12 protein-coding genes are annotated in these 14,012 nt (G+C 73.0%); 8 read left to right on the forward strand and 4 right to left on the reverse strand.

Going from position 1 to position 14,012, the window contains the following annotated elements:
- Positions 1-531, reverse strand: a 531-nt coding sequence (locus tag ACTIFU_RS17740) for an ABC transporter ATP-binding protein (RefSeq protein WP_439579650.1), incomplete at its 3' end; no start/stop codon positions are given.
- Positions 532-551: 20 nt separating this feature from the next.
- Positions 552-1,646, reverse strand: a complete 1,095-nt coding sequence (locus tag ACTIFU_RS17745) for an ABC transporter substrate-binding protein (protein ID WP_439579651.1) — start codon at positions 1,644-1,646, stop codon at positions 552-554.
- A 217-nt stretch (positions 1,647-1,863) separates the two neighbouring features.
- On the opposite strand from ACTIFU_RS17745, the gene ACTIFU_RS17750 reads away from it, so the two are divergent.
- The 5 genes from ACTIFU_RS17750 to ACTIFU_RS17770 are packed head-to-tail and all read left to right on the forward strand — an operon-like array spanning position 1,864 to position 8,582.
- Positions 1,864-3,450, forward strand: coding sequence for a hydantoinase B/oxoprolinase family protein (locus tag ACTIFU_RS17750; RefSeq protein WP_439579652.1), 1,587 nt, complete (start codon positions 1,864-1,866; stop codon positions 3,448-3,450).
- On the forward strand, positions 3,447-5,543 hold the full coding sequence (locus tag ACTIFU_RS17755; RefSeq protein ID WP_439579653.1) for a hydantoinase/oxoprolinase family protein: 2,097 nt from the start codon (positions 3,447-3,449) through the stop codon (positions 5,541-5,543). Before ACTIFU_RS17750 ends, ACTIFU_RS17755 begins: the two co-directional genes overlap by 4 nt.
- Positions 5,540-7,174 (forward strand): thiamine pyrophosphate-dependent enzyme, encoded by a 1,635-nt coding sequence (locus ACTIFU_RS17760; protein ID WP_439579654.1) that lies wholly within the window; start codon positions 5,540-5,542, stop codon positions 7,172-7,174. The genes ACTIFU_RS17755 and ACTIFU_RS17760 overlap by 4 nt, the downstream gene beginning before the upstream one ends.
- Positions 7,171-7,911 (forward strand): maleate cis-trans isomerase family protein, encoded by a 741-nt coding sequence (locus ACTIFU_RS17765; protein ID WP_439579655.1) that lies wholly within the window; start codon positions 7,171-7,173, stop codon positions 7,909-7,911. The genes ACTIFU_RS17760 and ACTIFU_RS17765 overlap by 4 nt, the downstream gene beginning before the upstream one ends.
- A 20-nt stretch (positions 7,912-7,931) precedes the next feature.
- A complete protein-coding gene (locus ACTIFU_RS17770) occupies positions 7,932-8,582 on the forward strand; it encodes a carboxymuconolactone decarboxylase family protein (RefSeq protein WP_439579656.1) in 651 nt (216 codons plus the stop codon).
- Here the strand turns inward: ACTIFU_RS17770 and ACTIFU_RS17775 are convergent.
- Positions 8,576-9,301 (reverse strand): carboxymuconolactone decarboxylase family protein, encoded by a 726-nt coding sequence (locus tag ACTIFU_RS17775; RefSeq protein ID WP_439579657.1) that lies wholly within the window; start codon positions 9,299-9,301, stop codon positions 8,576-8,578. The genes ACTIFU_RS17770 and ACTIFU_RS17775 overlap by 7 nt on opposite strands.
- On the opposite strand from ACTIFU_RS17775, the gene ACTIFU_RS17780 reads away from it, so the two are divergent.
- Together ACTIFU_RS17780 and ACTIFU_RS17785 are read left to right on the forward strand one after the other, a co-directional pair.
- On the forward strand, positions 9,300-10,073 hold the full coding sequence (locus ACTIFU_RS17780) for an SDR family NAD(P)-dependent oxidoreductase (protein WP_439579658.1): 774 nt from the start codon (positions 9,300-9,302) through the stop codon (positions 10,071-10,073). The genes ACTIFU_RS17775 and ACTIFU_RS17780 overlap by 2 nt on opposite strands.
- Before the next feature lie 269 nt (positions 10,074-10,342).
- Positions 10,343-12,040: a M28 family peptidase gene (locus tag ACTIFU_RS17785; RefSeq protein WP_439579659.1), complete on the forward strand. Its 1,698-nt coding sequence runs from the start codon at positions 10,343-10,345 to the stop codon at positions 12,038-12,040.
- Between the two features lie 19 nt (positions 12,041-12,059).
- Here the strand turns inward: ACTIFU_RS17785 and ACTIFU_RS17790 are convergent, their stop codons facing one another.
- Positions 12,060-12,812, reverse strand: a complete 753-nt coding sequence (locus tag ACTIFU_RS17790; RefSeq protein ID WP_439579660.1) for an SDR family NAD(P)-dependent oxidoreductase — start codon at positions 12,810-12,812, stop codon at positions 12,060-12,062.
- A gap of 153 nt (positions 12,813-12,965) precedes the next feature.
- Between ACTIFU_RS17790 and ACTIFU_RS17795 the strand changes: the two genes are divergently transcribed.
- Positions 12,966-14,006 (forward strand): DctP family TRAP transporter solute-binding subunit, encoded by a 1,041-nt coding sequence (locus ACTIFU_RS17795; RefSeq protein WP_439579661.1) that lies wholly within the window; start codon positions 12,966-12,968, stop codon positions 14,004-14,006.
- The last annotated feature ends 6 nt before the right edge of the window (positions 14,007-14,012 follow it).

Raw genomic sequence — 14,012 nt, forward strand, 5'->3', positions numbered from 1 at the left:
CGTCAGCTCCGCCTGCATCACCAGCTTGAGCTGGGCATCGAGCGCGCCGAACGGCTCGTCCATCAGCAGGGTCGGCGGGTCGTAGGCGAGCACCTGGGCCAGGGCGACGCGCTTGCGCATGCCGCCCGAGAGCTCGACCGGGAAGTGCCGGCGGAACTGCTCGAGCTTGACCATCTCCAGCATGCGATCGACGCGCGCTGCCGCCTCCGGCCTCGCCACGCCCTGAAGCTCCAGCGGCAGGCCGATATTGTCCTCGGCCGTGCGCCAGGGCAGCAGGCTGTCCACCTGGGTCATGTAGCCGACGCGGCGGTTGACCCCGTGCACAACGCGGCCGTCATGCACGATCCGCCCTTCGCTCGCCGGGATGATCCCGGCGATCATGTTCAGCATCGTGGACTTGCCGCAGCCCGACGGGCCGAGGAAGGCGACGAAGGCGCCGTCCTCGATCGTCAGCGTCACCGGGGCGAGCGCCTCGATCTCGCGGCCGCGGCGCAGGTAGCGCTTGGCGGCGCCCTCGATCTCGATCGCCATGCCGCGTGACCCGGCGGCGCTCAGGCCCGCATCGCTGCCTCGACGAATGTCAGGTCCCAGGCATCGCCGAAGCCGTAGCCGTCGGGCGGCGCCGGCTGGTTGGTCAGCCGCAGCTCCTCCTTGAGGAACTCCATGTTCAGCTCGAAATGGCGCCGCGTCGGCACCGGGGTCGCCATGTAGATGTCGATGTTGTTCGTGAAACTGGTCTCGAACAGCTGGTCCTCCATGCCGGTGAACCACTCCTTCGACCACGCCTTGAAGTCGGCTGGCGTCTTCCTGATGGCATCGAGCGCCATCGCCACGCCCTTGCAATAGGCGGTGAGCAGTTCGCCCTTCTCGCGCAGCGTCCGTTCGGTGACGGAGGCGGTGATGTAGAGGTAGTCGGCGAGCGCCGGCGGCGGGTTGGTCGCCATGTTGAACATGTAGACGGCGCCGAAGCGCTGCACCGCAAGGTCCGAGGTCGGCGAGGAGAGGCAGAACCCGTCGAGCTGGTTGTTCTGCATCGCCGCCAGCATCGCAGGGCCGCCGCCGCGCACCGGCACGAGTTGCGCCTCGCGGTCGGGGTCGAGCCCGCCGAGCCGCATCACGTAGCGGATCAGCTGATCGGGTCCGGCGCCGACACCGGTGGTGCCGAGCCGGAGCCCTCTGAGCGCGCGGCCCTTCGCGGCCGGATCGGAGGCCTCGGTCACGCCCGCGCGATCGGCATGCTCCTTCTTGATGACGATGTTCGAGGCGTACTTGTTCACCATGCCGCAGATCATCTTCACCGGCTGACGGCGGATCTGCACGCGCATGTTCTGGGTCGGCGCGCCGAGCAGGATGTCGGTGGCACCGGCCAGCAGCGCGTCCTGGTTCACGCCGCGCTCGGTCGCGGCCATGCGGACCCGGAGCCCCGCCTTCTCGAACATCCCGCGCCCGCCGGCGTAGTCCTCGGCTGCCCAGAGCCACGACTTCGAGGTGGCGCGCAACGTGCTGAGCTCAGCGGTCTGCGCGCGCGCCGCCGGCGCGAACAGCAGCGCCGAGGCGGCCCCCTGCATCGCCGCGACACCACCGAGGGCAAGGCTCGCGCGCAGCACCGCGCGGCGCGACCCGGTTCCATCCAGCGTCCTGTCCATCTCCGGCTCCCGTTCCTGTTCACGTGTCTTGCGCAACCACCGATGCGGCCAGCGCATCCGTGGGCGGGTTGTCCCGGCACGGTAGTGCAGGCATCCTGACCCGGCAAGGCGGCGTCGCCGTTGCAGAACCGGAAGAACAACGCGCGAGCGCATGCACGCGACCCCCACGCACGCGGCCCCCACGCACGCGGCCCCCAGGCACGCAACCGATGTCGTCATGCTCGGAGTCCTGTGGCAGCGCCTCACCGGGCTGATGGACGAGGTCGCGCAGGCTTTCGTGCGCACGAGCTTCAGCGCCGTGGTGCGCGAGAACTGGGATCTGGCGGTGTCGCTGATGGATGCGCGGGCGCGCCAGTTCGCGCAGTCCTCGCGCTCGATCCCCTCCTTCCTCGGCACCATGCCGCGCACCTTGCGCGCGATGCTGGAGCGCATCCCGGCCGATGCGCTGAGGCCGGGCGACGTGCTGATCAGCAACGATCCGTGGCTGGGCACGGGTCACCTGAACGACATCACGCTCGCCCGCCCGATCTTCCGCGCGGGCCGGCTGATCGCCTTCGTCGGCGGCACCTTCCACTGCGTCGATATCGGCGGCGCGCCGCGCCCGGATGCGCGCGACGTGCACGAGGAGGGACTGACCATCCCGGTCTGCCGCATCGTCAAGGCCGGCGTGGAGGACGAGGAGATCATCGCCTTCCTGCGCGAGAATGTTCGCGAGCCGGACGAGGCGATGGGCGACATCCGGGCGATGTTCGCCGCCTTCGCGGTGGCGGAACGCCGCCTGCTGGGCATCCTCGACCAGGAGGCGGTGGACGAGCTCGAGCCGGTCGTCGAGGCGATCCTCGCGCGCACGGAGCGCAGCATGCGGGCGGCGCTGGCAGCGGCGCCGGACGGCGTGGTCGAGGACGAGACGGTCGCGGACGGGTTCGACGCCCCGTTGCCGATCCGCTGCCGGATCGAGAAGCGCGGCGAGACGATCGCGCTCGACTTCGCCGGCACCGCGCCGCAGGTGCCGCATCCGGTGAACTCGCCGTTCGGGTTCAGCAGCGCCTACGCCGCCTATGCGGTGAAGTGCGCCTTCGATCCGCGCGCGCCGAACAACGACGGCGGGCTCCGGCCGATCATCATCACCGCGCCCGAGGGGTGCCTGGTGAACCCGCGCCGCCCGGCGCCGGTGTGGGGGCGGCATCTCTCGGGCCACTACCTGCCCTTCGTCGTGCTCGGCGCGCTCGCGAAGCTGGTGCCCGAGCACGTCGCGGCCGAGGCGGGCGCGCCCGCCTGGAACGTCTATCTCCGCGGCCATGACCGCGCCGGGCGGCGCTTCGTGAAGATGTACTTCATGAGCGGCGGGCATGGCGCGCGCGCCGCGAGCGACGGCCCGTCGGTGCTGTCCTTTCCCACCAATGTCGCCAACACGCCGGCCGAGCAGTTCGAGAACGATGTGCCGCTGCTGGTGGTCGAGCGACGCCTCATCGCGGACAGCGGCGGTGCCGGACGGAGGCGCGGCGGGCTTGGCCAGCGCATCGCGTTCCGCAACATCGGCGACCAGCCGATGACCTTCATGTTCCGCCACGAGCGCGTGCTGCATCCGCCGCGCGGGCTGCTCGGCGGCGGCGCGGGCGCGCGCGGCCGCGATCTGCTCGACGGCGCGCCGATCCCGGCCAAGACCGCGGGCCGGCTCGATCCCGGCAGCACGCTCGCCTTCGAGACTCCGGGCGGCGGCGGGTTCGGTCCGCCCGCGGAGCGCGACCCGGCCGCGCATGCGGCGGATCTCGCCGAGGGCCTGGTCTCGGGATCGGCACCGTGAGCGCTGCCCGGCTGCGCCTCGGCGTCGATATCGGCGGCACCTTCACCGACCTCGTGCTTGCGGACCCCGAGACCGGCGCGCAGTGGAACGGCAAGGTGCTGACCACGCCGGCCGATCCGTCCGAGGGCGTGCTCACGGGCATCCGCGAGGTGACGGCGCTCGCCGGCGTGGCGCCCGCGGCGATCGCGCAGGTGATCCATGGCACCACGCTGGTCGCCAACGCGATCATCGAGCGCAAGGGCGTGCGCACCGGCTTCGTCGCCACCGCCGGATTCCGCGATGTGCTGGTGATGGCGCGCGAGTGGCGCTGGGACATCTACGACCTGAATATTACGCTCGCCCCGCCGCTCGTGCCGCGGTCGCGCTCCGTCGAGGTGACCGAACGTCTTGCGGCCGACGGATCGGTGCTCACGCCGTTCGATCCCGCCTCGGCCGAGGCGGCGGTGCGGGCGCTCGCGGCGTCGGGCGTCGAGGCGGTCGCGGTGACGTTCCTGCACGCGTTCCGCAACCCGGCGCACGAGCAGGCGATGGCGGCGATCCTCGCGCGCCACCTGCCCGACACGGCCGTTTCGCTCTCGAGCGAGGTGGCGCCCGCGCTCGGCGAGTACGAGCGCGCCACCACCACGGTCGCCAACGCCTATGTCCAGCCGGTGTTCCGCCGCTACCTGGCACGGCTCGCCGAGGGGCTGCGCGCGATGGGCATCCCGAGCGGGCTGCTGCTGATGCAGTCGGACGGCGGCACGATCCATCAGGCGGCGGCGATCCGCCATCCGGTACGCTTGGCGCAGTCGGGCCCGGCCGGCGGGGCGCAGGCGACCGCGCTCGCCGGCGCGGCGGTCGGCGCGCGCGACGTGCTCGCCTTCGACATGGGCGGCACGACGGCGAAGGCCTGCCTGATCCCCGACGGCGAGCCCGCGCGCAGCCCGGTGTTGGAGGTTGCGCGGATCGCCCGTTTCCGCCCCGGCAGCGGCCTGCCGCTGCTGGTGTCCGCGATCGACATGATCGAGATCGGCGCGGGCGGCGGCTCGATCGCGCGCGTCAACGCGCTCGGCATGATCGAGGTCGGGCCGGAGAGCGCCTCGGCCGATCCGGGGCCCGCCTGCTACGGACGCGGCGGGACGCAGCCGACCGTGACCGATGCGGACCTGCTGCTCGGCCATCTCGACGCCGCGAGCTTTCTCGGCGGCACGATGCGGCTCGACCGCGCGGCCGCCGAGGCGGCGATCCGGCGTGCGGTGGCAGAGCCGCTCGGGCTCACGGCGACCGAGGCCGCGCTCGGCATCCGCGCCACCGTGGACGAGAGCATGGCGCAGGCTGCGTCGATCCACGCGATCGAAAAGGGCGTGCGCGTCGCCGACTATGCGATGGTGGCGATCGGCGGTGCGGGCCCGGTGCATGCCTGCGATGTCGCGCGCCGGCTCGGCATGCGCCGCGTGATCTGCCCGGCGGGCGCGGGCGTGGCCTCGGCGTTCGGCTTCCTCGCGAGCCCCGCTGCCTTCGCGGCCGCGCGCACGCGGATCGTGCCGTTGCCCGGCATGACCGGAGACGAGGCCGCGGCGATGCTCGACGCCCTTGCCGCCGAGGCGCTCGGCAACCTCGCCGAAGCGGGGGTGGATCGTTCCGTGGCGGTGCTCGAATGCTCCGCCGAGCTGCGCTATCGCGGCCAGGGGCACGCGATCGAGGTGACGCTGCCCGACCCGCGCGCCGGCAGCTGGGCGGCGCGCACCCGCGCGGCGTTCGAGACGCGCTACCGGACGCTCTACGACCGGATCGAACCCGCGGGCGAGGTCGAGTGCGTCACCTGGCGCGTGGTCGCGCGCGGGCCGCGTCCGACGATGCACGCCGCACCGGTTGCCGCGACGCCGAGCGCCAGCGCGGCGAAGGGCACACGCCCGGTGTTCTGCACGCGCACCCGCGCCTTCCGTGACGCGGCCGTGTACGACCGCTATCGTCTCGTCCCGGGGCTCCGCATCGCCGGGCCCGCGGTGGTCGAGGAGCGTGAGAGCACGGCCGTGGTTCCTGCCGACGCAACCGCCTGGACGGAGGCAGGCCATCTGGTGATCGAATGCGCGGACGAGGGAGGAACGACGTGACGGTCCAGGCGAAGACGGCGGTCGCCGCGCGCACCGCGGCGGACGTGCTGGCTGATGCGTTGGCGCAGCTCGGCGTCAGCCGGATCTTCGGCGTGCCCGGCGGCGGATCGAGCCTTGACCTGATCGAGGCGGCCGCGCGTGCCGGCATCCCGTTCACGCTCGCGCGCCACGAGGGTTCGGCGGCGATGATGGCAACCGCCAGCGCCGAGGTAACGGGCCGTCCGGGTGCCGTGCTGGTGACGAAAGGACCTGGCCTCGCCAATGCGGCGAACGGCATCGCCAATGCCTCGCTCGAGCGCGCGCCCGTGCTGCTCGTGACCGACGGGTTCACCCCGACCCAGGCGGGCTACGTGACGCACCAGGTGTTCGACCAGGCCGCGTTCATGGCGCCGCTGGTGCGCGGCTACGCGGTGACGAGCGGGCCCGATCTCGGCGCGCGCCTCGCCGAACTGGTCGCGGCGATGCACGGCCCGTGTCGCGGACCGGCCGTGCTGGAGATGACCGGCGAGGCCGCCAGGCGCCTCGCCGACACGGTCACACTCGTGACGCCGATCGGCGGGACCGCGCCCGATCCCGAGGCACTCGCTTCGGCGGCGGCGCTGCTGCGCGATGCGCAACGACCCGTCATCGTCGCGGGGCTCGAGGCACGCGACGATGCGGCGTCGGTGCGCGCGCTCGCCCGCGCGCTCGGCGCGCCGGTGCTGGTCACCTACAAGGCCAAGGGTGTGGTCAGCGATGACGATCCGCTGTTCGGCGGCATCTTCACCGGCGGCGCGGCCGAGGCGGGCGTCGTCGATCAGGCCGACCTGATCCTGCTCGCCGGCCTCGATCCGGTCGAGCTGATCCTGCAGCCCTGGCGCTACCGCGTGCCGGTGGTGGATGTCGCGCGGTTCCGCCGACCGGTGCACTACGCCGAGCCTGCGGTCGTGATCGAGGGCGCGATCGGTGCGGCACTGGACGCGCTCGCGGCGCGGGCCAGCGCGACACGCTGGTCGGCCGGGGCGATCGCCGAGGCGCGCAAGGCTTGGCTCGGCACGCTCGCCAATCCCGGAGCAGGTGATCGCATCGGGCCTGAGCGCGTCGTCACGCTGGCCGCCGAGGCCTGCGCGCGTGCGGAGCTGCATCCGCGCGTGGCGGTCGACGCGGGCGCGCACATGTTCAGCGCCACCAGCTTCTGGCCGTGCCGGGAGCCGAACGACCTGCTGATCTCGAACGGCCTCGCCTCGATGGGCTTCGCGCTGCCGGCGGCGATCGCCGCCGCGCTCGCCGAGCCCGAGCGGCGCGCGCTCGCCTTCACCGGCGACGGCGGACTGCTGATGTGCCTCGGCGAGCTCGCCACCGCGGCGTCTGCCGGCGCGCGGATCGTCGTGATCGTGTTCAACGACGGCTCGCTCAGCCTGATCGACCTGAAGAAGGGCCGCCGCGCCCTGCCGCACGGCAGCGTCGGCTGGGCGCATCCCGGCTTCGCCGAGGTCGCGCGCGGCCTGGGCTGCGCCGGGTTCACCGTGGCGACGGTGGCGGCGTACCGCGCCGCGCTCGACGCCGCGCTGGCGGTACCCGGCCCGGCGGTGATCGACGTGCGGATCGATGCGGCGGGGTATCCCGAGCAGCTCCGGGCCGCGCGCGGATGACACCCTCACCCCTGCCCCCCGGCACCTCGGTCCGGCTCGGCGCGATCGTGCCGCCGGCGAATCCGGCCGCCGAGCCCGAGCTGCACGCGCTGACCGGCGCCGCCGCCGTGCTGCACATCGCGCGGCTGCCGGTGCTGGCGGGCGACCTGCGCGCGCGCTGCGAGGGCTACGGCGCGACCTACCCCGAGGCCGTGCGCGCGTTCGGCGAGCTCGATCTCGCCGCGATCGGCATCGCGTTCATGAGCGCGACCTACCGCGACGGGCCTGAGGCGGATGCGGCGCTCTGCCGGCGTCTCTCCGAGGCGGCCGGGTGTCCCGTCGCGACCGCGAGCCTCGCCGTGACCGAGGCGCTGCGTGCGCTGGGTGCGCGGCGCATCGCGCTCGTCTCGCCCTATCCCGACTGGCTGACCGAGTGGTCGCGCGGGTACTGGCGCGAGGGCGGGTTCGAGGTCGCGGCGCTGACGACGATGGGTGACGTGTTCCGCGCCTACGACGCAAGCGAGGACGAACTCGCCGGCGCGATCGCGGCGGTCGGTGCGACGGCGGCGGATGCGGTGCTGCTCACCGGCACGGGCGCCTACACGCTCGGCGCCCTGGCGCGGGTCGGCGACACGCACAGCCGCTGCTACCTGACCTCGAATCTCTGCCTCGCCTGGTGGCTGATGCGCAGCGCAGGACTGCCCCAGGCACCGCTGCTTGCGTCGCTGAACCCGGCCCTCGCGGCGACGCGCGGCTGATCGCGCCAGGGCCCGACGCGATGGCGAACGACCCCGATCCCGCCGACGGTGCGGCGATCCTCGCCGAGGTCGAGGCGAAGCGCGGCTACACGCTTCCGTATCACCGCATGTTCGCGGCGCACGCGCCGGGGCTGCTGCGCGACTACGACCGCTTCTACGAGAGCCTGACCCTCGTGCCGCGCGTGCTGACGCCACGCGAGCGCGAGACCGTCTGGGCCGGGCTGCTTGCCGCGGCGCGCGAGGTGCACGGCTTCATCCACATGCGGCGCGCGGTCGCGGCCGGGCTGAGCGGCGACGACGTCGCGCGTGCCGTGGCGATCGCGGCCGTGACGGAGGGACTCGCGGTGCTGGGCTTCGCCGGCGCGCACTGGTCGCGCTGGGCCCTGCCGGCCGCCCTGAAGGCGCAGTATCTCGCCGCGTTCGACACGGTGCGCGGCGCGCTCGAGCCCAGGCTCGCGCATCTCGTCGCCGCAACCTGCCAGGCCGCGCGTCGCCACCGCGAGGGCATGATCCTGCATCTCGCGGAGAGCTGCGCCGCCGGCGCGACCGCGCCGCAGATCTGCGAGGCGCTCTCCTATCTGCTGCTGCCCTGCGGCGGCAACACGCTGATCGAGGCGGTCGGGTTCTGGGAGGAGGCGGCGCGGGACGGCGTGCTGCCGCCGCCCTACTGACGCCCCGCTTCCTCCCGACCGGCCACCGCCTCGTCGAACCCTCCCTGGCCCTGGAGGCGCGCCCAGGCCGCGAACGCCGACGACGGCCGCACCGTGCCCGCACGGATCAGGTCGAGCCAGACCTTCGCGGCCTCGACGAACCGGGGCACGCTGCCCGGGAACATCATGATCGTCAGCGCCTCGGCGAGCTCCGGCTCCGGCACGTCGATCGCGTAGGCGAACGTGATCGCGCGCGCCAGCAGGGCATGGTCGCCGCGCGCGGCATGCACCGCGGCGACCGCTGGGATCGCGATGCGCGGCGGCACCGCGCCGGCATTGATCGTCAGATCGGTGCGGTAGCGCTCCGCGATCACGACGTCCGGCAGGTGCTGCGCCCAGTGATCGGCGATGAACGCGTAGGCCCGCGCCCCGACCGCCCAGGCGGTGAGCCGGATCGCCGCGGCGATCTCCTCGGCCGTGCCGCCGCCCTGGCGGAACTTCGCGATATGGTGGCTCGCGATCGCCTCATCGGTCGCGATCAGGACGCACAGCCAGACGAACTCGCGCGCGCGCTCGTCGAGCACCTTCCTGTCGAGCGCAAGCGCGGTGTAGAGCGCGTCGTAGCGCGCCAGCATCTCCTCGGAGATCGCCGCGAGCAGTCCGTGATGCGCCAGCAGGTAGCCGCGCTTGTCCTTCACCGCTTGCAGCCGTGCGGCCAGCATCCGATCATCGCTCTCCATGGCCATCTCCCCTGACTCCGCGCGGTCCGATGCCGCCCGGTGCGATCTTGCGGGATTGGCCCTTCTTGTCACGGGGGCCGGATCGGGGATCGGACGCGCGCTGGTGTCGCTCGCGCTCGACGACGGCGCCCGTGTGGTCGGGGTCGCGCGCGATGCCGCCGAGGCGACATCGCTGTCCGGGCTGCTGCCCGATGACCATGTGCTGGTGCGCGACCTGTCGCAGGGCGGCGCCGAGGGGGTCGTCAGCGCGGCCGTGGCTGGGCTCGGCCGCCTGGACGCGCTCGCCGCGGTGGCCGGCGTGTTCGAGCGTCGCGCCGGCCTGAAGAGCGCGCGGTCCGACCTCGATCGCGTCCTGGACGTCAATCTCGGCGCGACCTTCGTGCTGGCGCGCGATGCGGGGCGGATCATGGCTCAGGCGGGCCGGGGCGCGATCGTGCTCGTCACGAGCCAGATCGGCCTGGTCGGCCACCCTGAGGCCGCCGCCTATGCGGCGTCCAAGGCCGGGGTGAACGGCCTGGTGAAGGCGCTCGCGGTTGAGCTCGCGCCGCGCTCCGTGCGCGTGAACGCGGTCGCGCCCGGGCCGATCGCGACGCGGATGACCGAGGCCGCGCGCAGCGACCCGGAGCAGCGCGCGCGCATGCTTGCCGCGATCCCGCTCGGCCGGTTCGGCACGGCAACGGAGGTCGCGCACGCCATCCGTTTCCTGCTTTCACCGGCCGCCGGCTTCGTGACCGGGCACATCCTGCGCGTCGATGGCGGCGTCACCGCCTGATGCCCGATTGCCAGAGGTTTGCCCTTTGACGATCGGGCATCGCGTGCGGGGCTGGCGGGGCGCCCGTGCATGAAACAAACCCCGCATACCGGCCCGGGGCGATCGCGAGGGGGGCCTGCGCGGCCCGAGACGGGGTCCGCTGCCTCTCCCGCCGCCGGGGTGGGGCAGAGGGCCAATGCGATCGCCCTGTGACGTCGCCGCGCGACGTTGACGCGCCGGCGCTGCGGGACGAGCCTTGTATCCGTTGCGTATCGTCGAGGAGTCCCAGCATGGATGATGCCGGTGCCGCCAGCGTGACGGATGCCGTCAGCGGGCCACGGATGATGGCCGACCTCACGGAGATCGCGCGCTGGGTGAAGCTGAGCGGCACGGCCGAGGAGGCCGAGGCGCTGCGCTTCATCGAGGGGCGGCTCGGCGATGCCGGCTACCGCATCGCAACGATCCGGCACGATGCCTATGTCAGCCTGCCCGGGCCCGCCCGCGTCGAGGTGGACAACCAGTCGCTGACGGCGATCACGCATTCCTTCTCGCGCCCCTCGCCCGAAGGCGGCCTCGCCGGCGAGGTCGTCCATGTCGGCCAGGGCACCGAGGCCGACTTCGCCGACAAGGACCTGACCGGCAGGATCGCGCTGATCGACGGCATGGCGACACCGGCGAACGCCCAGCTCGCCTCGCGGGCGGGAGCCGCGGGGCAGATCCAGATCAGCCACCAGGAGCACCGCCACGAGATGTGCATCTCGCCGGTCTGGGGCAGCCCCTCGCCGGCGACCCTGGGCGCGTTGCCGACGACGGTCGCCGCGACGCTGTCGAAGAGCGATGGCTCGGCGCTGCGCGAGCGCGTACTGCGCGGCGAGAGGCCGCGCGTGGTGATCCATGCCGCGGTCGACACCGGCTGGCGCTCCACGCCGCTGCTCGTCGCGGAGCTCGACGCGCCCGGCGGCGGGCCGGACACGCCCTTCGTGATGCTCTCCGGCCATCACGACACCTGGTATCACGGCGTGATGGACAACGGCTCGGCGAATGCGGGCATGCTGGAGGTCGCGCGGCTCTGCGCCGAACGCCGCGACCGGTGGAAGCGCGGCCTGCGCCTCTGCTTCTGGTCGGGCCACTCGCACGGGCGCTACTCCGGCTCGACCTGGTATGCCGACACGCACTGGGACGAGCTCGAGCGGCGCTGTGTCGCGCATGTGAACGTTGACTCGCTCGGCGGCGCAGGCGCGACCGACCTCGCCAAGGCGGCGGCGATGTCCGAGCTGCGCCACATCGCCGCGGAGGCGGTGGAGCGCGCCGCCGGCCAGCGCTACCTGGGCGGCCGCAAGGCGCGGAACAGCGACGAGAGCTTCGGCGGCATCGGCATTCCCTCGATGTTCGGCGCGATCAGTGAGCAGGCGCCCGGCGCGGTGCCGACGCGCAACCATCTCGGCTGGTGGTGGCACACGCCGCACGACACGCTCGACAAGATCGACGAGGCGAACCAGGTGCGCGACACGCGCGTGCTCGCGCTCGCGGTGTGGCGCCTGCTGACGGATCCCGTCGTGCCGCTGGATCATGCCGCGACCGCCGAGGCGCTGCTCGCGGAGCTCGCGGGGCTGCGCGGCCGGCTGGGCGACCGGTTCGACCTGGCCGGTCCGGTTGCGGCGGCGGAGGCAGTGCGCGACCGCTCGCGCGCCGTGCGCGCGCGCACGGCCGCGGACGCGCTGCGAGTCGATCGCGCGCTGATGCGGGCCTCGCGCGCGCTTGTGCCGGTCGACTACACGCCGGGCGACCGCTTCGCCCACGCCGAGGCCCTGCCGTTGCCGCCCTGGACGGTACTGGAACCGATCCGTGTGCTGGCGGCGACCGCGGCCGGCACCGATGCCGCGCGGTTCGCCACGGTGGAGGCGAACCGGGCGCGGAGCCGCCTCGGGTTCGCGCTCCGCGAGGCGTCCCGCGCGCTGGACGATGCGCTCGCCGCCATGTCGGGGTGAGCCGGCCGCGCTGTCCCGGTCAGCGCCCGATCGCGGTCAGCCCCGCGCCAGCGAAGCCGCCGTCCACGGGCAGCGCCACCCCGGTGACGAAGCCCGACTGGGCGGGATCGAGCAGGAACAGCACCGCGCCCGCCATCTCGTCAGGCCGCGCGTAGCGGCGCTGAGGCACATGCGCGAGCCAGTGCGCGCGCGTCTGCTCCGTGTGCACGCGCGCGACCAGGGGCGTCTCGACCGGGCCCGGACAGACCGCGTTCGCCCGGATCGCATCCGCGGCAAGGTCGACCGCCAGGACCTGCGTCAGGTTGACCACCGCTGCCTTCGAACACCCGTAGGCGGCGCGCCCCTTCGAGCCGCGCACGCCGGAGACCGAGGCGATGGTCACGATCGACCCGCCGCCGGTCTCGCGCATCCGCCGCGCCGCCGCCTTCGCGCACAGGAACGTGCCGGTGACATTCACGTCCAGGATGCGGCGGAACTGCTCGGCGCTCGTTTCCAGCACGTGCACGTCGGCGGCGATGCCCGCCGCCGTCACCAGCCCCACCAGGCGATCGGCGTCCGAGGCCTCGGCGATCCAGCCCTCGACGCGCGCCTCGTCGGTGACGTCGAGTGCGCTGAACCGCGTCTGCTCCGGCAGCACCGTGCGCGCGGCATCGAGCGCGACCCGATCGCGATCCGCGACCGCGAGCCGATACCCCGCCGCGGCGGCCGCGCGCGCAACCGCCAGCCCGATCCCCGACGCGCCGCCGGTCACGGCGATCACCCCTCGTGTCATGACGCCCCTCCTCGCCCCGGCCCGCCAGTCTTGCCGATCCCTCGGGCCGCGATAAGCGACACTCGCATGACCCCTTGCAGACCCGGCCGCGTCCTCCCCATTCTGCCGCCAAACCCGGGCCTGCCGGGACCAGTCACCGAGGAGGACGCACCGATGACCATGGCCACCAACCGCCGCGGATTGCTGCTGGGCAGCGCGGGCCTCGCCGCCGGGCTCGCGGCACCCTGGGTCTCGCGCGCCCAGGCGCTGAAGAGCGAGTACAAGCTCTCGGTGGTCGGCAACCGGCCGATCCCGCTCTCCGAGGGCGCGTTCCAGTGGGCCGAGCTGGTCACCGAACGCACCCAGGGCCGCATCAACGTGAAGGTCTATCCCGGCAGCCAGCTGGTCGGCGGCGATCAGACGCGCGAGCTCTTGGCGATGCGCCAGGGCGTGATCGACATGACGGTGTCCTCGACCATCAATCTCTCGCCGCAGATCCGCGAGATGACGCTGTTCTCGATGCCGTTCCTGATGCCCGGCCACCGCGCCTTCGACGCGCTGATCAATGGCGAGCCGGGGCGCGATCTGTTCCAGGTGCTCGCACAGCGCGAGGTCGTGCCGCTGGCCTGGGGCGAGAACGGGTTCCGCGAGCTCTCCAACTCGCGCCGTGCGATCCGCACGCCCGAGGACCTGCGCGGGCTGAAGATCCGGTTCGCCGCCGGCGCGATCTTCGCCGACATCTACAACGCGCTCGGCGCCAACCCGGTGCAGATGTCGTTCGCCGACCTCCAGCCCGCGCTCTCGACCGGCGCGGTGGACGGGCAGGAGAACCCGATCAACCTGTTCCTCGCCTTCAAGATGGATACGCTCGCGCAGCGGCATCTGACGGTGTGGAACTACTGCGCGGATGCGGGGATCTTCCACGTGGCGAAAGGCGTATGGGAGAGCTTCTCGCGCGCCGACCAGGAGATCATCGCCGAGAGCGCCAAGGAGGCCGCGCGGCGCCAGATCGCCGCCGCACGCAAGGGCATCGGCGACGGCGACCGCTCGTCCTTCGACGAACTCGCCAAGCGCAACGTCGCCACGGTCGAGCTCACGGATGCCGAGAAGCAGGCCTTCGCGCGCGCGACCCGCTCGGTGTTCGACACCTGGGCGGGCCGGATCGGCGCCGACCTCGTGCGCAAGGCCGAGGCCGCGATCAAGGCGGTCGCCTGACGGGTG

Origin of the sequence: Elioraea sp., assembly GCF_051860475.1 — a bacterium.
In the GTDB taxonomy this organism is placed as follows: domain Bacteria; phylum Pseudomonadota; class Alphaproteobacteria; order Acetobacterales; family Acetobacteraceae; genus Elioraea.

Coding starts and splice junctions, on each gene's coding strand:
- ACTIFU_RS17745 (WP_439579651.1), bottom strand. CDS start 1,646: ATGGACAGGACGCTGGATGGAACCGGGTCGCGCCGCGCGGTGCTGCGC.
- ACTIFU_RS17785 (WP_439579659.1), top strand. CDS start 10,343: ATGGATGATGCCGGTGCCGCCAGCGTGACGGATGCCGTCAGCGGGCCA.
- ACTIFU_RS17765 (WP_439579655.1), top strand. CDS start 7,171: ATGACACCCTCACCCCTGCCCCCCGGCACCTCGGTCCGGCTCGGCGCG.
- ACTIFU_RS17795 (WP_439579661.1), top strand. CDS start 12,966: ATGACCATGGCCACCAACCGCCGCGGATTGCTGCTGGGCAGCGCGGGC.
- ACTIFU_RS17780 (WP_439579658.1), top strand. CDS start 9,300: ATGGCCATCTCCCCTGACTCCGCGCGGTCCGATGCCGCCCGGTGCGAT.
- ACTIFU_RS17775 (WP_439579657.1), bottom strand. CDS start 9,301: ATGGAGAGCGATGATCGGATGCTGGCCGCACGGCTGCAAGCGGTGAAG.
- ACTIFU_RS17750 (WP_439579652.1), top strand. CDS start 1,864: ATGCTCGGAGTCCTGTGGCAGCGCCTCACCGGGCTGATGGACGAGGTC.
- ACTIFU_RS17770 (WP_439579656.1), top strand. CDS start 7,932: ATGGCGAACGACCCCGATCCCGCCGACGGTGCGGCGATCCTCGCCGAG.
- ACTIFU_RS17790 (WP_439579660.1), bottom strand. CDS start 12,812: ATGACACGAGGGGTGATCGCCGTGACCGGCGGCGCGTCGGGGATCGGG.